Genomic DNA, 26,012 nt, shown 5'->3' with positions numbered 1-26,012 from the left:
ATTAACCATCAATCTGTAGGAGGCGCTTTAGCGGCGAACTTTCGTTAATGAGCGAGTTGTCGCGGCTAGAGCCCCTCTCGCTGTGCACTGGCAGGCACAGTAAGAAACGGAAAAGCCGCCCGGAGGCGGCTTTGGGTGCGTATCTGCTAGCAGATCAGGCACGTTTGCGGGTGTCGCGCGTTGCACTCTTGCTCAGGTGGCCGCTCTGCACGGCCTTGACTGTTGCTGTATGGCTGTCTCGGGCCACAGCGCTAACGGGGTTGGCAACTCAGGCGATTTCCAGGGCAATTGTCTGCAGCTGTCGACTTCAGCATGACTGGCGAGTGCCAGGTAGGTGTCGATATGCCGCGGGTGGCCGCTGGTGCTTTCGAGTTGTGTGGCGGCGTCAGGGCTATGGTTTGGCACACCTCACGGCGAACCTGAGTTTCCCGCCAGACTGCGCATCGGCCTGTGGTTCGCATCAGCTACTCCGGTTCCGCCGGGGTCTTTGCTGCGCGGCCATCTGGCCTGGGTGGTGAGCGATCTAATGGATAACCGGCAAGCTGCCGCTGAAACCAGATACCTGCATACTCATCTCCTTTTTTATTGGCATGGTTTGAATGTACGCCTGTGTTGCCCGTGGTGTTAGTTGGATTGGCAATAGCGGTGCGACCTGTAGGAATTAATCATTGTTTACCGCCGCGGCGGTCAATGGAGTGACAGCCATGAGTACCTTGGAACGTGTGTTCGGCTTCAAGCAATTGCGCCCCGGTCAGGAGCGTGTGGTCACGGCCGTGCTGGCGGGCCGTTCGGCGGCGGCGATCTTCCCCACCGGTTCGGGCAAGTCGTTGTGTTATCAGCTGCCGGCGTTGCATCTGCCGCATCTGACCCTGGTGGTCTCACCCTTGCTGGCGTTAATGCAGGACCAGCTGGTGTTCCTGCATGGCCGCGGCATCAGCGCCGCCAGTATCGATTCGGCGCAAAGCCGCGAGGAGGCCAGTGCGGTGATGGCCCGGGCGAAATCTGGCGAGCTGAAGATTCTGATGATCTCGGTCGAACGCCTGAAAAACGAGCGCTTTCGCAACTTTATCGCCCAGGTGCCGATCTCGTTGCTGGTGATTGACGAGGCTCATTGCATCTCCGAGTGGGGCCATAACTTCCGCCCGGATTACCTCAAGCTGCCGGACTACCAGCGCCAGTTCGGCATCCCGCAGGTGCTGCTGCTCACGGCCACGGCCACGCCGCCGGTGATTGCCGATATGCAGCAGAAGTTCGCCATCGCCGCTGATGATGTGGTCACCACAGGTTTCTATCGCGCCAACCTCAACCTGCTAGTCGAGCCAGTCAGCGGCGCCGACAAGCAGCGTCGTCTGGAGCAGTGGTTGGATGCCAAAGCCGGGCAGCCAAGCATCGTTTACGTCACCCAACAGAAGACTGCTGAACAAGTGGCCGCACGCCTGAGCCAGCGTGGCCTTCCCGCCAGCGCCTACCACGCCGGTATGCCGCACGAGGCGCGCGAAGCGATTCAGCGTCAGTTTATGGCCGGGACGATTAACTGCATCGTCGCCACCATCGCCTTCGGCATGGGCATCGACAAGGCCGATATCCGCAATGTGCTGCACTTCGACCTGCCGAAATCCATCGAGAATTACAGCCAGGAAATCGGTCGTGCTGGCCGCGATGGCCAGCCCTCCGACTGCCTGGTGCTGGCCAATCGCGACAGCTTAAACGTGCTGGAAAACTTCGTGTATGGCGATACGCCGGAGTTGGACGGCATTCGCTGTGTGCTCGACGAACTGCTGAACAGCAGCCAGAACGGTGAATGGGAGCTGATGCTCAACCAGCTTTCCGAGCAAAGCAATATCCGCCAGTTGCCGCTGAAAACTCTGCTGGTGCAACTGGAACTGCGCAGCATCATCGCCCCGCGTTACGCCTATTTCGCCGAATACCGCTTCAAGTTCCTCCTGGAGCCTGAGGCGCTGCTGGAGAAGTTTGAGGGCGAGCGGCGGCAGTTTGTCGAGGCATTGATCAGCACCTCGCAGCGCGCCCGTACCTGGTGCACGGTGGATTTCGACCAGCTCTACCAGCAGCACCAGGCCGAGCGCGGTCGGGTGATCAAAGCCCTGGATTACTTCCAGGAAAAGGGTTGGGTCGAATTGGAAAGCAAGCAGATGACTGAGGTCTACGCGCTGCTCGACCCGGGCTTCGATCCCGCGGCCTTGAGCGTCGAACTGCACGGCTATTTCAGCCAGCAGGAGGCCAGCGAGATCAGCCGGATTCACGCCATGCTCGCGCTGTTTGCCAGCGAGCAGTGCCTGAGTCAGCGTTTGGCCGCCTATTTCGGTGACGCCAACGCGCCGCAGCAGTGTGAGCATTGTTCGGTGTGCCGGGGACAGGTTGCCCGGCTACCCGAGCCGCCAGCGTTGCCGCCGCTGGCGGAGCTGGATATGCAGGCACTCTGTGACGGTTTTGTGCGCAAGCATCAGGAACTCAAGGGCGTTGAGCCGAGCACTGAATGCCTGGCGCGCTACCTCTGTGGCATCAGCGTGCCGCTGTTCACCAAGCTCAAAGCGCGTCAGTTCAGTGGTTTTGCCGCGTTGGACGCCTACCCCTATGCGGCGGTACGCGAGTGGCTGATCGCCCAGCGCGGCTAGCCGCTACTCGCCAATATCCTCGTTCCACAGCGTCGGTTGGGCGGCGATAAAGTCCTGCATCAGGTGCAGGCATTCGTTGTTGTGCAGCACATCGAGCTGCACGCCACGCTCGCGCAGCAGCGCTTCTTCGCCGAGGAAGGTCTGGTTCTCGCCGATGATCACCTTGGGGATGCCGTATAACAGGATTGCGCCGCTGCACATCGCGCAGGGTGAAAGGGTGGTGTAGAGCACCGACTTGCGGTAGGTCTGCGCGCTTTGCCGGCCGGCGTTTTCCAGGGCGTCCATTTCACCATGGCGGATGGCGCTGCCTTGTTGTACGCGACGGTTATGGCCACGGCCGATAATCTGGCCGTTATGCACCAGCACCGAGCCGATCGGGATGCCGCCTTCGGCCAGGCCCTGGCGGGCTTCGTCGATGGCCGCTTGCATAAATTTGTCCATGGTTCGCCCCTCGCTGGAACAACTCAGTTCATTTTTGCTGCGCGGTCTGACCTTGGGTCAGAGTCCACTCCAGCACCTCGCGGGCCAGTTGGTCGCCGGCCTGGCCGAAGGCGTTGACCACCGCCGGCACAGAGGTGTCGCTGGCCGCCTGGCTGACTTCGAAACGCCGGCTGGCGAGGATGCGCAGGCTGCCACTCTGCACCAGGCGGGCTTCGAACAGGATGCGCGCGGCTGGGCGGCCGTTCTGGTATTCGCTGTGGAAAGCGCGCAGGTCGCCGTCCAGCTCCAGGTCGGCCTGCAGGCGGCTTTCATCGCTGCTCACCGCCTTGAGGCGGCCGTCGTCGAGGAAGGCGTCAATCAGTCGGTCGCGCAGTAGCAGTGGTGCGCGGTCGCTCCAGCGCACACCCTGGTAGGCGCTGATCTGGTCGCCCGGCGGCAATACGGCAATTCGCGTGCTGTCGAGCAGCTGGCTGCTGTAGGGCTTGTTCACCCGCAGCGCCCAACCGGCGCTTGTGTCATGGCTGGGCAGGCTGCTGGCCGGCAGGCGGTAGATGCTCAGCACCTGGCTTTTCGGCAAGACCGAGCAGGCGGCCAGGCTGCCGATCAGCAGCAGGGCGGCGAGCAGGCGAAGACGACTCATGGTTGAAACTCCTTGATGGTGTCGCTGCGTAGCAGGTAGCCGGCCGGGTCTTCTTCCAGGCGGCGGGCGAAGGAGCGCAGGGCACTGAGGGTTTCGCGCAGCTCGACAATGGTTGGGCCCAGTTCGCCGATGCCTTGCATGCCGTTGTTAAGGGTGCTGTGGTTATCCGCTAACAAGCGTTCGACGCTGCTGCTGCTGCGCTCCAATGAGGCCATCAGACGATTGGCGCTGTTGACCGCGTCGTGGCCTGGGCCGCTGAGCAGCTGGTTGGCGTTGCGCATCAGGTCAGTGGCTTCCTGGCTGGCGCGGGTCATCTGTTGCAGGGCCTGGCGCAGTTCGTCGCGCTGTTCGGCCACGCTGGCGCTGGTTTGTTCGATGTTGTCCAGAGTGCGGGAAATACGCCCGATGTTTTCGTGCGAGAACAGCTGGTTGGCGCGGTCGAGCAGGCGAGTGACGCTGACAACCAGGTCTTCACCGTTGGACATCAGGCGGGTCAGCGGCGAGGGATCGGCGATGATTTCCGCCAGTTGGTCGTTCTTGCCTTCCAATGCCGGGCTTTCCGGGGTGCCGCTGTGCAACTGGATCAGTGAGGCGCCGGTGATCCCGGTGATCGACAGGCGAGCGCGGGTGTCCTGTTTGATCGGTGTGTTGGCGTTGACGCGGATGTGCGCGCGAACCTTGCGCGGATCGTTCGGGTCGAGGCGCAGGCTGATCACGTCGCCGACCTTGATGCCGCTGTACTGCACCGCGCTGCCAGCTGACAGACCGCTGACCGCTTCGTTGAAGATCACGTCAAAGTCATGGGTTTCCTGGTCCGAGCTGGCTTTGCTCAGCCACAGGGCAAAGCCCAAGGCCGCGGCAACCATCAGCACGGTAAACAGGCCAATCAACACGTGGTGGGCACGCGGTTCCATTCAGTTGCTCCCTGGCGCGCCGCTGGCGGCCTGTTCGGCTGCGCGTCCGCGCGGGCCGTGAAAATACTCGTGAATCCAAGGGTTGTCGGTGGCGGCTACAACGTCCAGGCGGTCGGCCACCAGCACGCGTTTTTCCGCCAGTACGGCCACCCGATCACAGATGGTGTAGAGGGTGTCGAGGTCATGGGTGACCAGAAACACGCTGAGACCCAGGGCGTCGCGCAGGGTCAGGATCAATTGGTCGAAGGCCGCCGCGCCAATCGGGTCGAGCCCGGCGGTGGGTTCGTCGAGAAACAGGATGTCCGGCTCCAGGGCCAGGGCGCGGGCCAGCGCCGCGCGTTTGATCATGCCGCCGGACAGTTCGGTCGGGTATTTGTCGCCCGCGCCACGTGGCAGACCGACCAGTGCCAGCTTGACCTGAGCCAGGCGTTCGGCGGCGGCGCGCGTGAGGCCGGCATGTTCGATCAGCGGCAAGGCGGTGTTCTCGGTCACCGTCAGCGAGGAGAACAGCGCACCGCGCTGGTAGAGCACACCAAACCGACGTTCCAGCTGCGAGCGACGCTCGGGAGGCAGGCTCAGCAGTTCTTCACCGAACACCCGTACTGTGCCTGAGTTGGCGCGGCGCAGGCCGAGGATGCTGCGCAGCAGCACCGATTTACCGGTGCCTGAGCCGCCGACCACACCGAGCACTTCGCCGCGATACAGGTCCAGCGCCAGGTCCTGGTGCACGGTCTGCGCGCCGAAGCGGTTGACCAGGTTGCGCACTTCGATAATCGCTTCGCCCTTCACCAGCCCATCTCCATCAGAAACAGCGCCGCCAGGGCATCCAGTACGATCACCACGAAAATCGACTGGACCACGCTGGAGGTGGTGCGCTCGCCCACCGACTGCGCGCTGCCAGTGACCTTGAAGCCCTCCAGGCAGCCGATCACGGCAATCAGGAAGGCAAATATCGGCGCCTTGGCCATGCCCACCAGGAAGTGCTTGAGGGCGATATTTTCCTGCAGCATGGCCAGGTACATGGCCGGTGAGATGTCCAGGCTCAGGGCGCAGACCACCGCGCCGCCGAGGATGCCGCTGAGCATGGCGATAAAGGTGAGGATCGGCAGGGCGATCAGCAGGGCGAATACCCGCGGCAATACCAACAGCTCCATGGGGCTCAGGCCCAGGGTGCGGATGGCGTCAATTTCCTCGTTGGCCTTCATCGAGCCGATCTGTGCGGTAAAGGCGCTGGCGGTGCGTCCGGCCATCAGAATGGCAGTGAGCAGCACGCCGAATTCACGCAGGAAGGAAAACGCCACCAGGTCGACCGTGTAGATGCTCGCGCCAAAGTCGGCGAGCACCGTCGCGCCGAGAAAGGCCACCACCGCGCCGACCAGAAACGTCAGCAGGGCGACGATGGGTACGGCATTCAGGCCGCTCTGCTGCAAATGCGCGACCAGTGAGGTGATGCGCCAGCGGCCGGGGCGCAGAAGGATGGCGAACATCGCCGCCAGGGTCATGCCGATAAAGCCGAGCAGGGCGATGCCTTGTTGCCAGAGCTCATCGACGGCCTGCCCGATCTGCCCGAAGAATTCACGCCAGGCGGGGATGTGTTTGCTGGATAGCGCATCGCCGGCGTCGGCAATCGCTGTGCCCACGGTTTGCAACAGGGCGCGGCGCTCGCTGGGTAGCCCGGGCGCATCCTGAGCCAGTTGCGCTAAGCGCTGACTCCCGAGCAACTCCACCAACAAGGCAGCACCCGCAGTGTCCAGGGCGCCAAGGCTTTGCAAGTCGACGCTGGCGGTGCTGCTCAATGTGCCGTGCAGTTGCCGGACCTGGGCTTCCAGGTCGGCGTAGTGAGCGAGTGTCCAGTCGCCGCCGATGCGCAACCCAGAAGGCGCATCCGTGCGGCTGGACTCAAGCGGCGTGATAAAAGGGGCTGTGCTCATAGGGCACAGCTTAACCCTCTAGCAGAGGCTACGCCCAGCCTGCTTAGAGCGAAGTGCTGCCTAACCGTCGGCAGTGATTTCGGCAATCAGCTCGCGCAAGGCGGCTTCAGCGTCCTCGTTGGTCAGCTGGCAAGTGCCGGCATTGGCATGGCCGCCGCCGTTGTAGCTCAGGCACAGCTCGCCGACATTGGTGTTGGAGCTGCGGTCGAGGATCGATTTGCCGATGGCGAACACGGTGTTCTGCTGTTTAACGCCCCACATCACGTGGATCGAGATATTGCACTGCGGATAGAGGGCATAGATGACGAAGCGGTTGACCGCGTAGATCGTTTCTTCATTGCGCAGATCAAGCACCACCAGGTTGTGGTAGACCGTGGCACAGCGCTGGATCTGCGCTTTGGCCTCGCGTTGGTGATCTAGGTACAGCGCCACACGCTCTTCAACATCGGGCAGCTGGAGAATTTCATTGATGCCGTGGGTCTGGCAGAAGTCGATCAGCTGCATCATCAGTTGGTAATTGGAAATACGGAAATCACGGAAGCGGCCGAGTCCGGTGCGCGCATCCATGATAAAGCTCAGCAGCTCCCAGCCCTGTGGATCAAGGATGTCCTCGCGGCTGAATTGTGCGGCGTCCGCCTTGTCCACGGCCTCCATCATTTCGTCCCAGTCCCGTGGGAACGCGTCGTGACCGCCGTAGTGCTTCCACACCACCCTGGCTGCGGAAGGCGCATCCGCATCAATCAGGTGATTGCTCGCCGGTTGGTTACGCAGGGTCTCGCTGAGGTGATGGTCAAAGGCCAGGTGGCAGCCGGGGACATACGGCAGGTTAGTGGTGATGTCGTGACTGGTGATCGCCACTTTGCCGTCCTGCATGTCTTTGGGGTGGACGAAGAGGATGTCGTCGATCAGGTTCAGGTGTTTGAGCAGGGCGGCGCACACCAGGCCGTCAAAATCACTGCGGGTGACCAAGCGGTAAAGACTGGACATAGAGCATCTCCGGATCGGGCAAACGGCTGAATAAGCCAACAGGCCCTCTTCAAAGTAGCACGCGGTTGGTACGTCGGCCTGAGTGGAGGGGCTGCGCTTCCAGGCAGTTGCAGGTCGACCTCAGGACAGTCGCGACAGGTGGGCGGCCGTAGGCTGCAGGTGATGTTCTACCGACCTTAGGAGCCACTCATGTCACCGATTACCGTACTGCGTGATACCCAGCCGATTCCGCTGCTGGATGCCTGCAAGTGGACGCGCATCGCCGGCGAGCCGCACACCGTCAACCTCAACGCCTACACCTCGGCGGACGGCAGCAAGATAATGGGCACTTGGATCTGCACGCCCGGTAAATGGCAGGTGGCCTATGAAAAATGGGAGTACTGCCACTTCCAGGAGGGTTACTGCATCATCACCCCTGAGGGTCAGGCGCCGATTCATCTGCGGGCCGGCGACATTTTTATCGTCGAGCCCGGGATGAAAGGCACCTGGGAGGTGGTCGAGACGGTGCGCAAATACTTTGTATTTGCCTAAGCCGTCAGACCTTAGGGTTTGAAGTTGCGCGCATCCTTGGCCCATTCATCCAGCGCCGGCTTGATGTCCTTGAGGCTGAGTTGAGTGCTGTCGTTTTCCAGCTGCAGGCCATGGCCCTTGCGTACCACGCGGGTCATCGGCTGGCTGTTGCGCCCGTCGATGGCTTCCAGCTCAACATAAATGCTGCTGTTGAGATCGCGAGTACCGGCGGCGGTGCTGGCGGCCGCGGCAACCAGGGCAATCGGCACCACTTCATAGACTTTCAGCCCTTCCGGCGACAGGTTGACCGCGGTTATGGCCGAGCGCAGTACCAGGGTGTCACGGTCGGCATATTCGACAACCTTGAATCGTCCAGCCAGTTCAAGGCGTATGGCCTGCTGCAAGTAGAGGGCAATGCTGTCCAAGGTCTGCTGGCTAACTTGGGCGGTGGGCGTCGGTGCGGGGTAAAACACTGGCCGTTCGACCAATACCGAGCGGTAGTTCTCGGGCTTAAAGTCCGGTGATACCCAGCGCATCACCGGCGCGCCGCTGGCCGACTGTGCGGGCTGTAGCTGTGAGTAATCACTGAGGAAGCCCGAATACTGCGACGGTTGCGGGGTGTTGCTGGCGCAAGCGGTCAGTAACAGCGTGGCGGAAAGGGCAAGGCCAAGGATTTTTAGCGTCATTGCGGCGATCTCGCGAGGGGTGGTCGCCTAACTGTAGACCAGCCTGCAACAGGCAATATCGTCCTTAGTCGGCGCCCTGCGAGCGGGTTCAGTGCCGCTGAAACACCAGGGCCTTGAGGGCGCTGTCTGGCTGGCTGTCGGGAAACTCTGGCGGGTTATCCAGGCGTTCGCTGAAGTGCAGGCTTGGTGCTTCAGCGGCCATGGCCTGGATCAGGTAATCGGGGCCGATTTCCGGCTCATTGCTGCAGGCCAGTACCGTTCCGTTTGCACTCAACAATTCGGGCAGGCGGCGCAGCACCTTCGGGTAGTCCTTGCTCAGCACGAAACTGCCGCGCTGAAACGACGGTGGGTCGATGATGATCAGGTCATAAGGACCGTACTTGGCCACCTTGCCCCAGGATTTGAACAGGTCGTGGCCGAGAAATACCACCTGGCTGAGGTCGTGCTGGTTCAGCCGATGATTATCGCGGCCACGGCTGAGGGCAGCCCTGGCCATGTCCAGATTGACTACCTGATGCGCGCCGCCGGCCAGTGCAGCCACGGAAAACCCGCAGGTGTAGGCGAACAGGTTGAGCACACGTTTGCCCGCTGCCTGCGTCTGCACCCATTGACGGCCATAGCGCATATCGAGAAACAGCCCGCTGTTTTGCTTTTTGCCCAGGTCGAGGCGGTAGTGCAGGCCGTGCTCACAGATATCCCAGTGCTCAACCGGTTCGCCCAGCAGCCACTGTGTGGGGCTTTCTGGCAGGTAGCGCTGCTGCAGCAACAGGCTGTGTGCGCCACTTTGCTGCCAGGCGGTGGATTGCCCGAGGTCGAGCAGCATCTGCTGCAGTGCTGCCAGTTCGGTATCGCTCACCGGCTTGAACAGCGCCACCAGCAGCACGCCCTGCAACCAATCCACGGTGATCTGTTCCAGCCCCGGCCAGCAGCGGCCTCTGCCGTGAAACAGCCGGCGAGTTTCACTGGGCGGCGCAGTTAGGGCGTCGAGCAGGTGTTGCTGGAGGGTCATGAGTGCGGCTGGTGTCATGGGCTGTGGTCAATTTGGTGAGGCGGCGATTTTAACAGGCGGCCGCCTAGAATCGTCTGTATCGATCATTGTTATCGGTAAAGGCGTTTGGCGTTACGCCCGGCAAGTGCCTAGCATTGCTCTCTTTCACACCTGCATAGAAGGATCCCCCATGCATATCGACGAAGCCATCCGCAGCCGCCGCGCCGTCAAAGGCTATGACCCGGCATTTACCCTGAGTGATGCTGAGAAGGATGAACTGCTGCAACTGGCCTTGCTCGCACCTTCAGCGTTCAACCTGCAGCACGTGCGTTTGGTTGAAGTCAGCGATCCGGCACTGCGCCAGCAACTGCGTGACGTGGCTTGGGGCCAGGCGCAGGTGACCGACGCCTCGATGCTGGTGGTGGTGTGCGCCAAGCTCGACAGCTGGCAGGAAGATGTCGGCCGCGTTTGGGAAGGCGCTCCGCAAGAAGTACAGGCCTATATGGCCGGTGCCATCGACACCTATTACCGCGACAAACCGCAGGTGCAGCGCGATGAAACCATGCGCAGCTGTGGCCTGATGGCGCAGACCCTGATGCTCGCCGCGCGCGGCAAGGGTCTGGATTCCTGCCCGATGGACGGCTTTGATTTCGATGCGGTGGGAAAGTTGATCAACCTGCCTGAAAACCATGTCATCGCCCTGATGGTCGCGGTAGGCAAGAAGACCATTGAGCCCAAGCCGCGTATCGGCAAACTGCCGTACACCGAAGTGGTGTTGCGCGACCGTTTCTGATCGCTGGTCAGGTGGTTGAGCGCTCTGGTCATTCTTCAGCCATAACTGTGGTCAGCCTGCGCCTGATCACACCACTAAAGGTTGGATGACAAACGCGCTATTGCGGGTGAATCTGGCGGGCATTACGGATCGATCTATCGACCTGCAGCCATAACAAGAAGCCTGAGGAGCCCCCATGTCTGTCGAACACCTGGATGTCTTGATCATTGGTGCCGGCCTGTCCGGCATTGGTGCGGCCTATCACCTGATGAAGCATTGCCCCGGCAAGCGCTTCGCCATTCTCGAAGGCCGGGAAGCGCTGGGCGGTACCTGGGATCTGTTCCGTTATCCAGGCATCCGTTCCGACTCGGACATGTTCACCCTTGGCTACAACTTCAAACCCTGGACCAACCCGCTGGCGATCGCTGACGGCCCGTCGATCCGCAGCTATATCGCAGAAACGGCCGAGGAAAACGGCATCCAGCAGCACATCCGCTTCCAGCACAAGGTACTCAAGGCCGACTGGTGCAGTGAACGCGCCACCTGGACGCTGCAGGTACAGCGCGGCGATGAGTCCGAACCGATCAAACTGAGCTGTCAGCACCTGCTGATGTGCACCGGCTATTACCGCTATGAAGCGGGCTACACCCCTGAGTTCAAAGGCCGTGAACTGTTCCAGGGCGAATTTATCCACCCGCAGCTGTGGCCGGAAAACTTCGATTACAGCGGCAAGAATGTGGTGGTGATCGGCAGCGGCGCGACAGCCGTTACCCTGGTGCCGGCGATGGCCGATAAGGCCAAGCACGTGACCATGCTGCAGCGCTCGCCCACCTACGTGGTGAGCCTGCCGCAGGGCGATCCGATCTCCGACGTGCTGCGCAAGTTCCTGCCGGAAACCTGGGTCTACCGCCTGGCGCGCACGCGCAATGTGGCGGTGCAACTGGGCTTCTACAAACTGTCCAAGGCCTTCCCCAACCTGGTACGCAAGGCGTTGCTCGGGTTGGCGCGTCATCAGTTGGGCAAGGACTTCGACATGCGTCACTTCAGCCCGCGCTACAAACCGTGGGACGAGCGTGTGTGCGCAGTGCCCAATGGCGACCTGTTCAAGGTGCTACGCGAGGGCAAGGCCTCGGTGGTGACTGAATTTATCGACGGGTTCACCGCCAAGGGCATCCGCCTAAAGTCGGGTCAGGAGCTGCCTGCGGATGTGATCATCAGTGCCACCGGCCTGGATTTGCAGCTGTTTGGCGGCATGCAGGTGGCGGTGGATGGGGTGCCCTTCGATGCGGCCAAGAGCATGGGCTATCGCGGCATCATGTTGCGCGACCTGCCGAATGCGGCGGTGGTGCTGGGTTATACCAATGCCAGCTGGACGCTCAAGGCGGACCTTTCCAGCGAGTACTTCTGCCGCCTGATCAACCATATGGATGCCAACGGCATGCGCCAGTGCACCCCGCGCGACACGGCGCGGCAGGTCAAGAATGCGCCGTTCCTTGACCTGGCCTCTGGTTATATCAAACGCGCTGCTGACAAGATCCCTAGCCAGGGGGATCGCGCGCCGTGGAAGCTTTACCAGAACTACCTGCTGGACCTGGCGCTGCTGCGCTATGGCAAGGTGGAAGACGGCTACCTGGAGTTCAGCTCACCGCATGTCGGCGAAACCACAGCGCCGGCTACAGCGGTCTAGACTTGAATGCAATGTAAGCCAAACGCTATAGCGACCTGGTGCGTTATGCCTACAGAGATGTGGCCATTTGCCGCTTTGGTAGGTTGGCATAAGGCCACTATGCTTCTGTGGCAGCTTTCACGGATGAACGGGCCGGTGTACCTGGCTGCTGTCACAGAGGAGTCCTCTAGAGGATGCGCAGAATGGAATCGCTTCAGCAAGAACAACGCTATCTGCCTGAACTGCGGGCGCATATCGACAAGTTGCTGGCCAAGGGCTGGGTGATCGCTGATCGCAACCCCTTGACCCTGCAGTCCGGACGCAAGACCTATATGGTTGTGCACGGCATGTTGATTGGTGATGCCGCGTTCTAGCGTCCGCCCTATCGTTTTCCCAGGCCACTGTCGATCTCGATCGGCAGTGGCCTTTTTTGTGCGCGTTGAATTTTTCATGCACTAATGTGCGGCAGGTCTGCCTGTACCCTGAGTACCGCTGACGCGCGCCAAGTCAGGCTATGCGGGATCTGTAATAACGCTGGGTGATCAGACTCTACTGGCCTGAGCATCGTAAGTCTGAGGAGAATGTGCATGCGTGATTTGCTTGGTGTGTTGTTGTTAGCCGCGTTGCTGAGCGGTTGTAGCCGGTCGCACGTCACTCATATTAGCCTGCCGGTGTTGCCGGGTTGGTACAACGGTGAGCAGGTTTACTACCTGACCACCGATATTTCGGATGCGCAGATGGCGACAGTGATGCAGGCCAATTATGTGCCGAGACTGGCCAATGCACTGCCCGATGAGCCCGGACCGCATCCGTTGGCGACTTATGATCGGGTCTACAAATTTGTTGATGACAGCCAGGCCAGCGTATTCCCGTCTATCCCGCTGCCATTAGGTGGGGATAACCAGGACATGGCCTACAGCCCGTTGTGGCATGTCTATGAGGTGCGCTGGTTGAGTGGTACGCCAGGCAGTCCATTGCGCTCGGCTGATGCCGTGTTGCAAGCGCAGGAGCAAGGCTTGGTCAGTGTGAGAGCCAGTGGGATTATCGTTAATTGCCCGGTGGTCGCGGTTGGCGAGCAGCGCCTTCAGTAGTTGCGACAGGCAAGTGCCACTGGCAGTTTTTCAGCCAGCTGGCAAACGCGGCAGGTGGCAGCGGTTTGCTCAGCAAGTAGCCTTGGGCGATATCGCAACCGAGCTGATCCAGACGGTCGAGAATGGCCTCGGTTTCCACCCCTTCGGCGACGATCTTCAGGCCCATGTTGTGGCCCAACTCGATGGTCGAACGGACGATGATGTCGTCATCGGGGTTGCTCAACAGGTCGAGCACGAAGGACTTGTCGATCTTTAGCTCATGCACCGGCAGGCGCTTGAGTTGGGCCATGCTTGAGTAACCCGTGCCGTAGTCGTCGATCGACAGTTTCACGCCCAATTCGCACAACTCCTGCAATTGACCCATGGCCAGTTCCGGGTCGGCCATCACCGCGCTTTCAGTGATTTCCACAATCAGTGCGGATGGCGGCACACCATGCTCGGCCAGTTGCGCGGCGATAAAGCCAGCAAAGCCGGGATCAGCCAGATCCAGTGCGGAGATATTGATCGCGGTCTTCAGCGCCAGCCCCTGTTCCTGCCAGGCGCGACTCTGCGCCACGGCTGTGCGCACCACCCAGCGTGTCAGGGCGCAAACGTTGCCGGTCTGTTCGGCCAGGGGGATAAATTCGTCCGGCGGAATAAACCCATGCACCGGGTGAATCCAGCGCACCAGGCATTCCACGCCATACAGGCTGCGCGTACGGATATTCAGCTTCGGTTGGAAATACAGGCTGAGTTGGCCGCCTTCCACCGCACCTTTCAATTCGCTCATCAATGCCAGGCGCAGCAGGCTGTGGCGGTCCAGCTCTGGGCGGTAGAGGGCGTAGGGCGAGCGCTGCTGTTTGCCCAGATACATCGCCACTTCGGCATGCTGCAGCAGGCTGCCGGCGCTTTCACCGTGGTCTGGATACAGGGCGATGCCAACCGTGGCGTTGAGGGTCATGCTGATGCCGCGTACGGCGAATGGCTCGTGCAGAGCGTCGCGGTAATGCTCGGCGGCAGGGATCAGCCAGCCCGGCTGGCAGGGGCTGATCAGCAGCGCAAACTCGTCACCACCGAGACGCGCCAGTTGCTCGCCGGGGCGTAGCAGCGCCTGCAGGCGTGCGGCGAGCTGGCAGAGCAGCTGGTCACCGGCGTCGTGGCCGAGGGTGTCGTTAAGGTCCTTGAAGTTATCCAGGTCCATCAGCAGCACGGCGATACCTGCGCCTGGCGGACACTGCGTCAGGGCCTGTTGCAGCTCGGCGACAAAACGGTTGCGGTTGGCCAGTTCGGTCAGCGGGTCGCGGTAAGCGAGAAAGCTGATGGTGGTTTCGCGCTTGGCAATGCCTTGCTGCATGGCGACGAATTCGCGGGCGAGTAAGCCGACTTCGCCGCTCGCCTGCGTTTCCATTGGTACCTGATAGTCGCCGCTGGCGATGCGCCGCACGTTGTCGACCATCTGACTCAGCGGCCGGCTGACGGTGTTGGCAATCCACAGCGCGCCGAGCCCGGCCAGCAGCAGGGCGATGGTAAAGATGGTTGCCAGCTGCCATTGCAGCGGCTGGTAATCAGCCAGCTCGGCGGCCAGCGAGCGCATCAGCAGCACCTGCAGTTCGCTACTGGTATCCACTAGAGGTGCGCGTAGGGCCACCTGCTCAAGGCCCTGTAAGTCGAAGCGGAACACGCCCTCAGCATTTGGCAGCAGCTGGCTGGCCAGCTCGGCCCGGGGCAACGCCTGCAGGTTGCTGGCCAATACCCGGTATTGCCCAGGGCGGCCGTCGAGCAGCGCGACGTCGGCGCCGCTGAGACGGGCCAGGTGCGCGGTTGCCTGATCGTCCAGTTCAAAAGCCATCAGCAGCCAGCCCATCAGGTTGGGGCGCGGGGCGAAGATTGGCGTGGCGTTGATATGCAGCACCCGTTCGCCGAACACCACCAGGCGTTCTTTGCTCTGTGCATCTGCTGTGTCGAGCAGGTCATTCCAGGGTAATTGCGCGCCCGGCAACAGTTCGCCACTGGTGCCCGCCAGGATCAGCCCCTCGGGCGCACTGACCAGGGCAAAGCTGGCCTGGCTGCGCGAGGCAAACGATTCCAGTGCTGCGGACAGTGATTGCGCTTCCTGCTGGGGGCTGGCGATCAGGTCGGCGATTTCGCCGAGCAGGGTGAAGTCCTTGGCGATCAGATCGGCCATGGCGCTCTGCGCCTGACGGCGGCTCTGCAGCTCGTTGCTCAGCACCGCATGGGCGAAGTTCAGCTGCCCTGCCACCTGGCTCAGGGTGTGTTGATACGTGGAGCGATAAACCAGTGCCAATAGCAGCACCATGACCGCCAGCAGCAACAGCAGGAAGAAGCCGAGAATCTTGCCGCGCAGGGTCATGAGGCGTAGTCATCTTTGGCCATGGGGCGGGCTTTCGGCTCTTTCGGTCGAGGGTCGCGCTTCAGCGCGCCGGTGAGTTGCCAGGTCAACGTGCCGTCGCTGGGTACGGCGCGGCTCATGGCTTCCTGCGGATCGGCGATGCGTGGGTGCCAGATGTGCAGGGTTTGTCCGGCGGCGGCATCGAAGTCCAGGCGGGTTTTGCCCTGGATGTCGGTCTGGGCGAACCAGGGGGTGTCGAGTACGAGGATAAAGCCGAGCATCCAGTCATGGATATTGCAGCCCAGGGTGACCAGGCCTGGCTGGTCGAAACGCATCTCCTGCGGTGCGGCTTTCTGCTGGTGCAGGCGCAGCTCGAAACGCTTGGCCGGCGAGAAGGAGTAAACGTGATGGTTGATCGGATCGGCGTTGGGGAAGCTCACCGTGGTGCCGACCTGTACTGGCAGGACATAGGGGGTGAACTGGCGCTTCTGCTGGTCCATCACTGCAGTAGCGGGTTGGGTTTGCGCCGGACCGGGTTCGATCCACAGCACGGCGTCACTGAGCGGTTTGCCCTGATTATCGAGCAGCACGATCTTCAGATTCTGGGCCTGCGCCAGTGTGCCCAGCAGCACCAACAGCAGTGCCAACGCCGATTTCAGCATGATTGATCCCCCGCGACCGCACGACAGTAGCCGTCAGTATAGGAAGGCTTTGTCCGACTGCCGGGTGATCAGCGCTGATCGATCTGCTGGATCTGCTCAATCAGCCAATGCAGCGCCGGGTCACGTTGGCGCTGGGCCAGGCTGACGATTTCCAGGTGAAACGGGCCGAGGGCGAACGGCAGCTCGAACAGTTGCAGCGGCAGCAGGCGGGCAAAGTGGCGCGCCAGCTGGGTCGGCAGCACGGCAGCCAGTTCACTGCTGGCGACGATATGCGCGGCCTGCAGGTAATTGGGCGTGGTGTAGCGAATCTCCCTGCACAGGCCCTGTTCGCCCAGCCATTGGTCGACCATGCCGCGCGTCTGACCGCCGTGTACCCACAGGTGGCGCAGCTGCAGAAAGGTCGGCAGGTCCATCGGTTGGTTACCCAGCGGATGGTCGCGGCGCAGCGCCAGTTGCAGGGTTTCACTCATCCAGTGCTGGCGGGCAAAGCGCGCAGGGATGTCCTCGAAGCGCCCCAGCACCAGGTCCAGCTCGCCCTTGTCCAGCGCTTCGGCCGGCAGGCTGGGGCTCAGGTGGCGGATGTCGATGCGCATGCCGGGTGCCTGCTGGCTGAGTTGTTCAAGCAGCCTTGGCATGCAGATCAGCTCGACATAGTCGGTAACGGCGATGCTGAAGTGCTGACGGCTGCTGGCCGGATCGAACACGTCGCCGGCACTGAGACTCTGTTCCAGTTGCTGCAGGGCCGCGCGGATCGGCGTTTCCAGCGCCTGGGCGCGCGGCGTGGGCTGCATGCTGCGGCCCACCCGCACCAGCAGCGGGTCATCGAGCAGTTCGCGCAGGCGATTCAGTGCGTTGCTCACCGCCGGCTGGCTCAGGGCCAGGCGCTCGGCCGCGCGGGAAACGTTCTGCTCGCGCATCAGTGCATCGAACACGCGCAGCAGGTTGAGGTCGAAGGTAGAGAAATTCATCTGCTGAATACGACTTATCACAAGACTAAATTTCAAAAATAGTAGCGCCTTGCTTAAGGTGGCTGGCGAATTTTCTTTGCAGCACAGGCATTTCGTTCGGCACTAATCAGAGGAGTGGGCATGAGCAAGGCATTCGAGGTTCGACAGGCCGCCGTGATCGGCGCGGGCACCATGGGGCGCGGTATCGTCATGAGCCTGGCCAACGCCGGCATTCAAGTGCTGTGGCTGGACAACAACCCGCAGATGCTCGAGCAGGCCATGAAGGTGGTGGCCGAGACCAATGCCCACAACCTCAAACTGGGGCGGATCAGCGCCGAGCAGTCGGACGCGCGACTGGCTTGCGTCACACCGGTGGGCGACTATGCCGCGCTGGCAGATGCCGATCTGGTGATCGAAGCGGTGTACGAGAACCTGGAACTCAAGCAGCAGATTTTCCGCACGCTCGACGCCACCCTGAAGCCTGGTGCGATCCTCGCCAGTAACACCTCGGCGCTGGATATCGACGCCATTGCCGCCGTCACGGCGCGCCCGGAGGACGTGCTCGGCCTGCACTTCTTCAGCCCTGCGCACATCATGAAACTGCTGGAAATCGTGCGTGGCGCCAAAACCGCGCCGGCGGTATTGGACGTGGCACTGGCCCTGGGTCAGCGTATCGGCAAGGTCAGCGTGGTGGCGGGTAACTGCGACGGTTTTATCGGCAACCGCATGCTGCACACCTATGTCCGCGAGGCGCGCATGCTGCTGCTCGAAGGGGCTTATCCGCATCAGGTCGACGCCGCGCTGCAGGGCTTTGGTTTCGCCATGGGCCCGTTCCGTATGTATGACGTGGTCGGTATCGACCTGGAATGGCGCGCCCGCGAGCTGGCCGGCAAGGGCCAGGATGATCCGGCGGTGCAGGTGGATAACCGCCTGTGCGGCCTTGGTCGGTTCGGCCAGAAGGCGCGCATGGGTTATTACCGCTACGCCGAAGGCAGTCGCCAGGCCGAGCACGATCCTGAAGTGGATGCGCTGGTGCTGCAGGTATCCGAGCAGCTGGGCTTCACGCGCCGCGACATTGATCCTTCTGAGATTCTCGAGCGCTGCCTGCTGGCGCTGGTCAACGAGGGGGCGAAAATCCTCGAAGAGAACATCGCCGCCAATAGCCACGACATCGATCTGGTCTATCTCAACGGCTACGGCTTCCCCGCCGACAAAGGCGGGCCGATGAGCTGGGCGGATTGCCAGGGTGTAGCGGCGATTCATGACCGCTTGAAGGCGCTGCAGGCGGCGTTCGGTGAGCACTGGCTGCCGGCACGTCTGATTGAAAAACTGACCAGTAGCGGCCAGCGCTTCGCCGACGTGCGGGTATCCGACGTGCAGGAGGGCCGGGTATGAGTTATCAGGCTCCGCTGCGCGATATGCGCTTTGTGCTGCATGAGCTGTTTGATATCAGCGACCACTGTCAGCTGCTCGGCAACGGCCTTGATCGCGAGCTGATTGACGGCGTGCTTGAGGAGGGCGCGCGTTACGCCGCCGAGGTGGTGGCGCCGCTGAATCGCAACAGTGATGAGCAAGGTTGCCAGCTGAGCGAAGGCCAGGTGCGCACGCCGGACGGCTTTGCCGAGGCCTATCAGCAATACGTTGATAACGGCTGGGCGAGTATGACCGGGCCCAGCGAATACGGCGGCCAGGCGCTGCCACAGATGCTCGCGTGCAACTTCCACGAGATGCTGATGGGCGCTTCGCTGTCGTTCCGCGTGTATTCCGGGCTCACCGAAGGCGCGGTGCTGGCGCTGTACAAGCACGGCAGCGAGTCGCTGAAAGACACCTACCTGCACAAACTGGTCAGTGGCCAATGGGCCGGCACCATGTGCCTCACCGAGCCGCAGGCCGGCACCGACCTGGCCCTGCTGCGCACCAAGGCTGAGCCTCAGGCGGACGGCAGCTTCAAGGTCAGCGGCAGCAAGATCTTTATCAGCGGCGGCGAGCAGGACCTCTCGGAAAACATCATCCACTTGGTGCTCGCCCGTTTGCCGGATGCGCCAGCCGGGGTGAAGGGCATCAGCCTGCTGTTGGTGCCGAAATTTATCGCTGCCGCCGATGGCACGCCGGGCGAGCGTAACGCGCTGTCCTGCGGCGCCATCGAGCACAAGATGGGCATCAAGGGTGCGTCCACCTGCGTGATGAACTTCGACGGCGCCACGGGTTGGTTGATCGGTGAAGCCAACCAGGGCCTGGCCTGCATGTTCACCATGATGAACGACGCGCGCTTTCAGGTCGGTTTGCAGGGCTTAGGCATCGGCGAAGCGGCGTTCCAGGGCGCGCTGCGCTATGCCCGCGAGCGCCTGCAGTCGCGCGCCCTAAGCGGGCCAGCCGAGCCAAGCAAGGCGGCTGATCCGATCATTGTCCATCCCGATGTGCGGCGCATGCTGCTGACGCAGAAGAGCCTGGTCGAAGGCAGTCGTATGCTCGCCGTCTACTGCGCGCGTCAGCTCGACCTTGAGCATGGTCATCCCGACGCCACCGCGCGCAAGGCCGCCGGCAAGCGCGCGGCGCTGCTGATCCCGATCGTCAAAGCCTTCTTTACCGATATGGGCCAGGAAGTCGCCAGCCATGCCGTGCAGGTGTATGGCGGCCACGGTTTTATCCGCGAGTGGGGCATTGAGCAGCTGATGCGCGACAGCCGTATTACCCAGTTGTATGAGGGCACCAACGGCATTCAGGCGCTGGACTATATCCGCCGCAAGGTGCTCGGTGACGGCGGAGCGGAACTGTCGGCGCTGCAGGCCGAGTTCAGCGAGCTGTGCGACGCTCAGGTTGGCCGCCCGGCGCTGGCCGCGCTGGCTCAAACGGTGCAGGCGCGTCTGGGCGAGTGGCGTGAGCTGAGCAGCGCGGTGATCGCCGCCAGCCAGCGCGATGTGCAGGAGATCGGCGCGGTGTCGGTGGACTTCCTCCAGTATTCGGCCTACGTGCTGCTGGCCGGTTTCTGGCTGCAAGCGGCGGCGCGGGTGCAGGATGCCCTGGAGGCGGGCAGCGGCGAGGCGGCGTTCTATCAGGCCAAGCTGCAGTCTGCCGACTTCTACCTGCGTCGGGTGTTGCCACGGGCCAGCGCCCATCGCGAGTCCCTGCTGGGCGGTGCCGAGTGCCTGATGGCCATGGATGAGGCGAGTTTCGCCTTCTGACCGAAGCGCGTAGCGTGGGTACAAGCCACGCTGCGGCGCGCGCCAATCATTACAACAAGAGGATCCCCCCCATGCTGCCCTTTAGCTTTGCCACCACGGCGCAGATTTTGTGCGAGATCGGCGCCTCCCGGCGGTTGGCCGAGCTGTGCCGCGAGCGCGGCGCGCAACGGGTGCTGATCGTCACCGACCCGGGCATCAGCAAGCTCGGCCTGCTGGCGGATGTGCTGCCAGGTTTTGCCCGCACCGAGCTGACCGTCGAGGTATTCGATCAGGTGGTCGCCGACCCGCCCGAGGCCATTCTGTTGGCGGCGGTGGAACAGGCCCGCGCACTCAAGGCGCAGCTGATCGTCGGCTTTGGCGGCGGCAGTTCGATGGACGTGGCCAAGCTGGTGGCGTTGCTGGCCCATCCAGAGTGCGGCCAGGAGCTGGCGCAGGTCTACGGCGTTGGTAATGCCCGGGGCCAGCGAATGCCGCTGATTCTGGTGCCGACCACCGCCGGCACCGGTTCGGAAGTCACGCAGATTTCCATCATCACCACCGGCGAAACCACCAAGATGGGCGTGGTCTCGCCGCTGCTGCTGCCGGACCTGGCGTTGCTCGATGCCGAGCTGACCCTCGGCCTGCCGCCGGCTGTGACCGCCGCTACCGGAATCGACGCCATGGTGCATGCCATTGAGGCCTATACCAGTGCGCTGAAAAAGAATCCACTGTCCGACCTGCTGGCCCGCGAAGCGTTGCGCCTGCTTGCGGCCAATCTGGATGAAGTGGTGCACAACGGCGGCAACCGCGAGGCGCGTCAGGCCATGCTGCTGGGCTCCTGCCTGGCGGGTCAGGCATTTGCCAACGCGCCGGTGGCGGCGGTGCATGCGCTGGCTTATCCGCTGGGCGGGCATTTCCATATTCCCCACGGCTTGAGTAACGCCTTGGTGCTGCCGCATGTGCTGGGCTTCAACGGCAATGCGGCCGCGCCGTTGTATGCCGAGCTGGCGCCGCTGGTGCTGGGCGATCAGCTGCGCGCCGGCAGTGTTTTGCAGCAGACCGAACAGTTTATCGGCGCTCTGGCCGATTTCAGTGTGCGCAGCGGCCTGCCCACGCGCCTGCGTGATGCCGGTGTGCCGCAAGACATGCTGCCGACCCTGGCCCGCGACGCCATGCAGCAACAGCGCCTGCTGGTGAACAACCCACGGGAAATGACCGAGGCCCATGCCCTGGCCATCTACCAGGTGGCCTATTAAGCCGCCTCGCCAACCTCAAGGACTTCCGATGAGCCAACCCCAACACTTGCGCAGCGATTACCGGCACTTCCAGCCGATCACCACGCGCTGGCATGACAACGATGTCTACGGTCACGTCAACAACGTTACCTACTACAGCTTCTTCGACAGTGCGGTGAACACCTACCTGATCGAAGTCGGCGGCCTGGATATCCATCACGGCGAGGTGGTGGGTTTTGTGGTCAGCTCCAGCTGCGACTACTTCGCTTCCATCGCCTTCCCCGAACGCATCGAGATCGGCCTGCGCGTCGGCAAGCTGGGCAACAGTTCGGTGCAGTACGAGCTGGCGGTGTTCAAAGCAGATGAAGACGAAGCCTGCGCGGCCGGGCGCTTTGTGCATGTCTTCGTCGACCGCAGCAGCAACCGCCCGACGAGCATTCCTGAGAACCTGCGGGCGGCGCTGACGGTGCTACTGATGGAGCCGGCTGTGTAGCTGCGCTTGAACTGCGCGCCGCCAGGCTGGTGTCGCGGCTAAGGCGCTTGCCACACAAACAAAAAGCCGCTGTTAGGCGGCTTTTTGCTGTCAGTACTCGGCACTTAGTGGTGTTTGTGCTTTTTATGCTTCTTGTGTTTCTTGCCGTTGTAGTGGCCGCGATCACGTTCGCTGCCACCGGCGTATTCATTAGCCAATGCGCCACCGGCTGCGCCGCCCAGGCCGGCGCCGATGGTTGAACCGGTGCTGCCGCCGACCTTGTTACCCAGTACCGAGCCACCGGCTGCGCCCAGGCCGCCGCCCAATGCGGCTTCGGTCTTGTTACCGTCGCGTGCGGTAATGACGCCACCTGCCGCGCCACCCAGGCCTGCACCAATCGCCGCGCCGGTGCTGCCACCGACTTGTTGACCGATTACGTTGCCCAGGGCGCCACCAATACCGCCGCCGATGGCGACCTTGCCGGTATCGCCCGCCAGGGCCAGGGGCGAAGCCAGGGCGCTGAATACCAGCGCAGAAAATAATGTACGCATACGGCAGACCTTCTCGATTGAACAGGGTGCGGACCTAGGCCTTTGTTTTTAAAGGATGATTACTCCGCGCACAGTCTTAGAGAGCGATTTGCCGAAAAATTCCCTGCCGCTGGTCGCCGCTGTGATCGCCGCCACACATTCGCTTAAAGAATGCGCGCAGTGGCCTGATGGGCCTGCAAGCGGATGGCTACGTATTTCGAGGTCGGGGTAAAGCTGCCCGTGCCGAAACTCTGCAACGGCACCAGGGGGTTGGCTTCCGGGTAGTAGGCGGCGGCTTGGCCAGCGGGAATGTCGAAAGCCAGCAGGGTAAAGCCAGCAACCTTGCGCTCGATGCCGTCATCCCAGATGGACTGGATATCAACCTGCTGCCCCAGCTGAAAGCCCAGGCGCAGAATGTCCGCTTCATTGACGAACAGCACCTGGCGCTGGCCTTTGACCCCACGGTAGCGGTCATCCAGGCCATAGATGGTGGTGTTGTACTGATCGTGGGAGCGCAGGGTCTGCAGGATCAAGTCCGGCGTTTGCCCGCTGCTGCGCACCTGCGGCGGCAGCAGGTCGGCGGGCAGCGGGTTGGCCTTGAAGTTGGCCTTGTGGCTGGCGGTCAGCCAGCGTCGTTCGGCGGTGGCGTTGCCCAGGTAGAAGCCACCGGGGTGTTGCAGGCGCTGGTTGAAGTCGCTGAAACCGGGAATGGTCTCGGCAATCAGTTCGCGGATGCGCCGGTAATCGGCAATCAGCGCGTCCCAGTCGACCGGATGGTTACCCAGGGTGGCCTTGGCGATACCGGCGATGATCGCCGGCTCCGAGCGCATTTGCGGCGACAGCGGTTCGAGCTGGCCGTAGGAGGCGTGGATCATGCTGAACGAGTCTTCCACGGTTACCGCCTGCAGGCCGCCGGCCTGGTGGTCGATGTCGGTGCGTCCCAGGCACGGCAGAATCAGCGCGTTGGCTCCGGTGGTCAGGTGGCTGCGGTTGAGCTTGGTGCTGATCTGTACGGTTAGCGCGCAGCGGCTCAGCGCGGCATGGCTGCGCGGGCTGTCCGGGGTGGCTTGGGCAAAGTTGCCGCCCAAACCGATAAACACCTTGGCCTTTCCGTCGAGCATGGCGTTGATCGCCTCGACGGTGTTGTGGCCCTGCGCGCGCGGCACCTGGAAGTTAAAGCGTTGCTCCAGCGCATCGAGAAAGGCTGCTGGCGGGCGCTCATTGATGCCCATGGTGCGGTCGCCCTGCACGTTACTGTGGCCGCGCACCGGGCACAGGCCAGCACCGGGACGGCCGAGGTTGCCGCGCAGCAGTTGCAGGTTGACGATTTCCTGAATGGTCGCAACCGAGTTGTGGTGCTGGGTGATGCCCATGGCCCAGCAGATGATCACCCGCTCGGCACGGCGGTAGAGCAGGGCGGCATGCTGCAGTTCGTCCAGGCTCAGGCCGGATTGCTCGACCAGCGAATCCCAGCTGCTGGTATCCAGCAGCGCTAAATAGTCGTCCACGCCGTGGGTGTGTTCCGCGATAAAGGTCAGGTCGAACACCGCTGGCTCGCCCTGGGCCAGCGCTTCGCGGTGCCATTGCAGGAGGAACTTGGCCATGCCGCGCAGGGCGGCTAAATCACCGCCCAGAGCCGGGCGGAAGAACGCGGTGTTGAGCGGTTCGGAGCCGTTGCTAAGCATCTCCAGCGCATGTTGCGGATGCTGAAAACGCTCCAGGCCGCGCTCTTTCAGCGGGTTGAAGCACACCACCTGCGCGCCACGTTGGACCGCCTCGCGCAGCGGTTCAAGCATACGTGGGTGGTTGGTGCCGGGGTTCTGCCCGAGCACGAAGATCGCATCGCTGTGCTCAAAATCGGCGAAGGTCACGCTGCCTTTGCCGACGCCCACGCTCTGCCCGAGGGCCACGCCGCTGGCTTCGTGGCACATGTTTGAACAGTCGGGAAAGTTGTTGCTGCCAAAGGCGCGGACGAACAGCTGATACAGGTAGGCCGCTTCGTTGCTGGCGCGACCGGAGGTGTAGAACTCGGCCTGGTTGGGGCTTTTCAGCGCCCTCAGATGTTCGGCGATCAGGGCAAAGGCGGCGTCCCAGCTGATCGGTTGGTAATGATCGCTGGCGGGGTTATAGCGCATCGGCTCGGTCAGGCGGCCCTGGTATTCCAGCCAGTAATCGCTTTGCTCACGCAGTTGGCTGACGCTGTAACGGGCGAAGAAGGCGGCGTCCACACGGCGTTTGGTGGCCTCCCAGTTGACCGCTTTGGCGCCGTTCTCGCAGAACTTGATATGGCCGTCTTCCGGTGAATCACCCCAGGCGCAGCCGGGGCAGTCGAAGCCGCCGTGCTGGTTGGTTTTGAGCAGGGCGCGCAGGTTTTTGAACGGCTGCTTACTGTCCAGCCAGAAGTGCGTCACGCTGCGCAGCGCGCCCCAACCGGCGGCTGCGCCGGTGTAGGGTTGATAGCGTGGCTTGATCGGTTGCAGGCTCATGGCTGGGCGACTCCGGGTGCGGCCGGGCTGTAGACCCGTGGCGCGCTGTGCTGGGGCAGGTGAATCAGGTTGAGGTTGTGCTGGCGCGCCCACTGCACGCTGAGGGTGGTCGGCGCGGATAGGCTGACCAGAGTGCCGATGCCAGCGCGCAGGGCCTTGTGGATCAGCTCCAGGCTGCAACGGCTGGTGACCACGGCAAAACCCTGGCGCGGGGTTTCCCCTTCGCGGTGCGAGGCACCGAGCAGCTTGTCGAGGGCGTTATGCCGGCCGATGTCTTCGCGGCACAGGCGAATCTGTCCCTGGCCATCAACAAACAGCGCGGCATGCACCGCGCCGCTGTGGCGGGCCATGGTTTGTACGGCCTGAATTCGCGTACGCAAACCTTGTAAGTGGGCGGCTGCTGGCAGTGGGCTGGGCATGAGGCTGGGCAATTGCGGCAGGGCTTGTTCCAGCGCTTCGACCCCACACATGCCGCAGCCGCTGTTGCCGGCCAGGGTGCGACGCTGCTGCTTGATCGCCCAAAAGGCGCGGTTGCTGACCTGCACCTCGGCGCTGATGGCGCTGGCCTGTTGCTGAAGGCGGATATCGTAGATCTCATCGAAGCTATCGATCAGGCCGGCACTCAGGCTGAAACCGTAGATAAAGTCTTCAAGGTCGCTGGGCGAGACCATCATCACGCTGTGGCTGATGCCGTTGTAGCTGATCGCCAGCGCCGTTTCACTGGCCAGCGCGGCAGCGCCATCCTGCTGTGCGTCCGCCAGCTCGACGTAGCTGTAGGTGGGCGCTGGCAGCAGCACCGGCGCGGAATCTTTAGCGATGGTCGGGGCGTGACGTGGCATGAGCAGGCTTCCCGGCAGCGAGGCAATAGCGCCAGCCTAGGCCGCTCTAACGGGTGCGTCTAATCGCTGTTGCCGATCTTGTGATCGACAGT

At 62.4% G+C, this 26,012-nt stretch carries 24 protein-coding genes; 10 read left to right on the top strand and 14 right to left on the bottom strand.

Annotated features, from left to right (window positions below; genetic code table 11):
- Positions 1 to 704 precede the first annotated feature (704 nt).
- Positions 705 to 2,633, top strand: a complete 1,929-nt coding sequence (locus tag HBN63_RS05030; protein WP_170048634.1) for a RecQ family ATP-dependent DNA helicase — start codon at positions 705 to 707, stop codon at positions 2,631 to 2,633.
- 3 nt (positions 2,634 to 2,636) lie between these two features.
- On the opposite strand, the gene HBN63_RS05025 is transcribed toward HBN63_RS05030, so the two are convergent.
- The 6 genes from HBN63_RS05025 to HBN63_RS05000 are packed head-to-tail and all read right to left on the bottom strand — an operon-like array spanning position 2,637 to position 7,546.
- Complete coding sequence (locus HBN63_RS05025) at positions 2,637 to 3,074, bottom strand: nucleoside deaminase (RefSeq protein ID WP_170048633.1); 438 nt, start codon at positions 3,072 to 3,074, stop codon at positions 2,637 to 2,639.
- A gap of 28 nt (positions 3,075 to 3,102) precedes the next feature.
- Positions 3,103 to 3,714: an ABC-type transport auxiliary lipoprotein family protein gene (locus HBN63_RS05020; RefSeq protein ID WP_170048632.1), complete on the bottom strand. Its 612-nt coding sequence runs from the start codon at positions 3,712 to 3,714 to the stop codon at positions 3,103 to 3,105.
- Positions 3,711 to 4,628 carry an MlaD family protein gene (locus HBN63_RS05015; protein WP_170048631.1) on the bottom strand — a complete coding sequence of 306 codons (918 nt, stop codon included), beginning with the start codon at positions 4,626 to 4,628 and terminating at the stop codon, positions 3,711 to 3,713. Before HBN63_RS05015 ends, HBN63_RS05020 begins: the two co-directional genes overlap by 4 nt.
- Positions 4,629 to 5,417, bottom strand: a complete 789-nt coding sequence (locus HBN63_RS05010) for an ATP-binding cassette domain-containing protein (RefSeq protein ID WP_160085895.1) — start codon at positions 5,415 to 5,417, stop codon at positions 4,629 to 4,631.
- Positions 5,414 to 6,559, bottom strand: coding sequence for an ABC transporter permease (locus HBN63_RS05005; RefSeq protein ID WP_160085893.1), 1,146 nt, complete (start codon positions 6,557 to 6,559; stop codon positions 5,414 to 5,416). Before HBN63_RS05005 ends, HBN63_RS05010 begins: the two co-directional genes overlap by 4 nt.
- Positions 6,560 to 6,619: 60 nt before the next feature.
- Positions 6,620 to 7,546, bottom strand: a complete 927-nt coding sequence (locus HBN63_RS05000) for an exopolyphosphatase (RefSeq protein ID WP_160085892.1) — start codon at positions 7,544 to 7,546, stop codon at positions 6,620 to 6,622.
- A gap of 189 nt (positions 7,547 to 7,735) precedes the next feature.
- On the opposite strand from HBN63_RS05000, the gene HBN63_RS04995 reads away from it, so the two are divergent.
- Positions 7,736 to 8,077: a cupin domain-containing protein gene (locus HBN63_RS04995; RefSeq protein ID WP_090250378.1), complete on the top strand. Its 342-nt coding sequence runs from the start codon at positions 7,736 to 7,738 to the stop codon at positions 8,075 to 8,077.
- An 11-nt stretch (positions 8,078 to 8,088) separates the two neighbouring features.
- Here HBN63_RS04995 and HBN63_RS04990 read toward each other — a convergent pair whose 3' ends face one another.
- The gene (locus tag HBN63_RS04990) at positions 8,089 to 8,742 is read right to left on the bottom strand and encodes a DUF3313 domain-containing protein (protein ID WP_170048630.1); all 654 of its coding nucleotides are present in this window, start codon (positions 8,740 to 8,742) and stop codon (positions 8,089 to 8,091) included.
- A gap of 88 nt (positions 8,743 to 8,830) precedes the next feature.
- Entirely contained in the window at positions 8,831 to 9,769 is a 939-nt protein-coding gene (locus HBN63_RS04985; RefSeq protein WP_170048629.1) for a class I SAM-dependent methyltransferase, read from the bottom strand.
- 151 nt (positions 9,770 to 9,920) lie between these two features.
- Between HBN63_RS04985 and HBN63_RS04980 the strand changes: the two genes are divergently transcribed.
- From HBN63_RS04980 to HBN63_RS04965, 4 genes are all read left to right on the top strand, one after another.
- Complete coding sequence (locus tag HBN63_RS04980; protein WP_090250373.1) at positions 9,921 to 10,523, top strand: nitroreductase family protein; 603 nt, start codon at positions 9,921 to 9,923, stop codon at positions 10,521 to 10,523.
- A gap of 175 nt (positions 10,524 to 10,698) precedes the next feature.
- Positions 10,699 to 12,189 (top strand): NAD(P)/FAD-dependent oxidoreductase, encoded by a 1,491-nt coding sequence (locus HBN63_RS04975; protein WP_170048628.1) that lies wholly within the window; start codon positions 10,699 to 10,701, stop codon positions 12,187 to 12,189.
- 182 nt (positions 12,190 to 12,371) lie between these two features.
- Positions 12,372 to 12,542, top strand: coding sequence for a hypothetical protein (locus tag HBN63_RS04970; protein WP_170048627.1), 171 nt, complete (start codon positions 12,372 to 12,374; stop codon positions 12,540 to 12,542).
- Positions 12,543 to 12,755: 213 nt separating this feature from the next.
- Positions 12,756 to 13,259 carry a hypothetical protein gene (locus HBN63_RS04965; RefSeq protein WP_170048626.1) on the top strand — a complete coding sequence of 168 codons (504 nt, stop codon included), beginning with the start codon at positions 12,756 to 12,758 and terminating at the stop codon, positions 13,257 to 13,259.
- Here the strand turns inward: HBN63_RS04965 and HBN63_RS04960 are convergent.
- From HBN63_RS04960 to HBN63_RS04950, 3 genes are all read right to left on the bottom strand, one after another.
- Entirely contained in the window at positions 13,216 to 15,609 is a 2,394-nt protein-coding gene (locus tag HBN63_RS04960; protein WP_170048625.1) for an EAL domain-containing protein, read from the bottom strand. The genes HBN63_RS04965 and HBN63_RS04960 overlap by 44 nt on opposite strands.
- Positions 15,606 to 16,250: a methylamine utilization protein gene (locus HBN63_RS04955; RefSeq protein WP_170048624.1), complete on the bottom strand. Its 645-nt coding sequence runs from the start codon at positions 16,248 to 16,250 to the stop codon at positions 15,606 to 15,608. Before HBN63_RS04955 ends, HBN63_RS04960 begins: the two co-directional genes overlap by 4 nt.
- Positions 16,251 to 16,318: 68 nt before the next feature.
- On the bottom strand, positions 16,319 to 17,218 hold the full coding sequence (locus tag HBN63_RS04950; protein WP_090250359.1) for a LysR family transcriptional regulator: 900 nt from the start codon (positions 17,216 to 17,218) through the stop codon (positions 16,319 to 16,321).
- Between the two features lie 120 nt (positions 17,219 to 17,338).
- Between HBN63_RS04950 and HBN63_RS04945 the strand changes: the two genes are divergently transcribed.
- The 4 genes from HBN63_RS04945 (at position 17,339) to HBN63_RS04930 (ending at position 22,086) form a co-directional block, all read left to right on the top strand.
- The gene (locus HBN63_RS04945) at positions 17,339 to 18,592 is read left to right on the top strand and encodes a 3-hydroxyacyl-CoA dehydrogenase (RefSeq protein ID WP_170048623.1); all 1,254 of its coding nucleotides are present in this window, start codon (positions 17,339 to 17,341) and stop codon (positions 18,590 to 18,592) included.
- A complete protein-coding gene (locus tag HBN63_RS04940; RefSeq protein WP_170048622.1) occupies positions 18,589 to 20,379 on the top strand; it encodes an acyl-CoA dehydrogenase C-terminal domain-containing protein in 1,791 nt (596 codons plus the stop codon). Before HBN63_RS04945 ends, HBN63_RS04940 begins: the two co-directional genes overlap by 4 nt.
- Positions 20,380 to 20,450: 71 nt before the next feature.
- Complete coding sequence (locus tag HBN63_RS04935) at positions 20,451 to 21,614, top strand: iron-containing alcohol dehydrogenase (protein WP_170048621.1); 1,164 nt, start codon at positions 20,451 to 20,453, stop codon at positions 21,612 to 21,614.
- 28 nt (positions 21,615 to 21,642) lie between these two features.
- On the top strand, positions 21,643 to 22,086 hold the full coding sequence (locus HBN63_RS04930; RefSeq protein WP_170048620.1) for a thioesterase family protein: 444 nt from the start codon (positions 21,643 to 21,645) through the stop codon (positions 22,084 to 22,086).
- 104 nt (positions 22,087 to 22,190) lie between these two features.
- Here the strand turns inward: HBN63_RS04930 and HBN63_RS04925 are convergent, their stop codons facing one another.
- From HBN63_RS04925 to fdhD, 3 genes are all read right to left on the bottom strand, one after another.
- Positions 22,191 to 22,616 carry a hypothetical protein gene (locus tag HBN63_RS04925; protein WP_090250346.1) on the bottom strand — a complete coding sequence of 142 codons (426 nt, stop codon included), beginning with the start codon at positions 22,614 to 22,616 and terminating at the stop codon, positions 22,191 to 22,193.
- A gap of 143 nt (positions 22,617 to 22,759) precedes the next feature.
- Entirely contained in the window at positions 22,760 to 25,081 is a 2,322-nt protein-coding gene (locus HBN63_RS04920; protein WP_170048619.1) for an FdhF/YdeP family oxidoreductase, read from the bottom strand.
- Positions 25,078 to 25,920 (bottom strand): formate dehydrogenase accessory sulfurtransferase FdhD, encoded by an 843-nt coding sequence (gene fdhD, locus HBN63_RS04915; protein ID WP_170048618.1) that lies wholly within the window; start codon positions 25,918 to 25,920, stop codon positions 25,078 to 25,080. Before fdhD ends, HBN63_RS04920 begins: the two co-directional genes overlap by 4 nt.
- Positions 25,921 to 26,012 lie beyond the last annotated feature (92 nt).

Source organism: Pseudomonas sp. WS 5011, assembly GCF_012985775.1.
GTDB lineage: Bacteria > Pseudomonadota > Gammaproteobacteria > Pseudomonadales > Pseudomonadaceae > Aquipseudomonas > Aquipseudomonas peli.
This window is presented reverse-complemented; position numbering and strand designations above follow the sequence as displayed.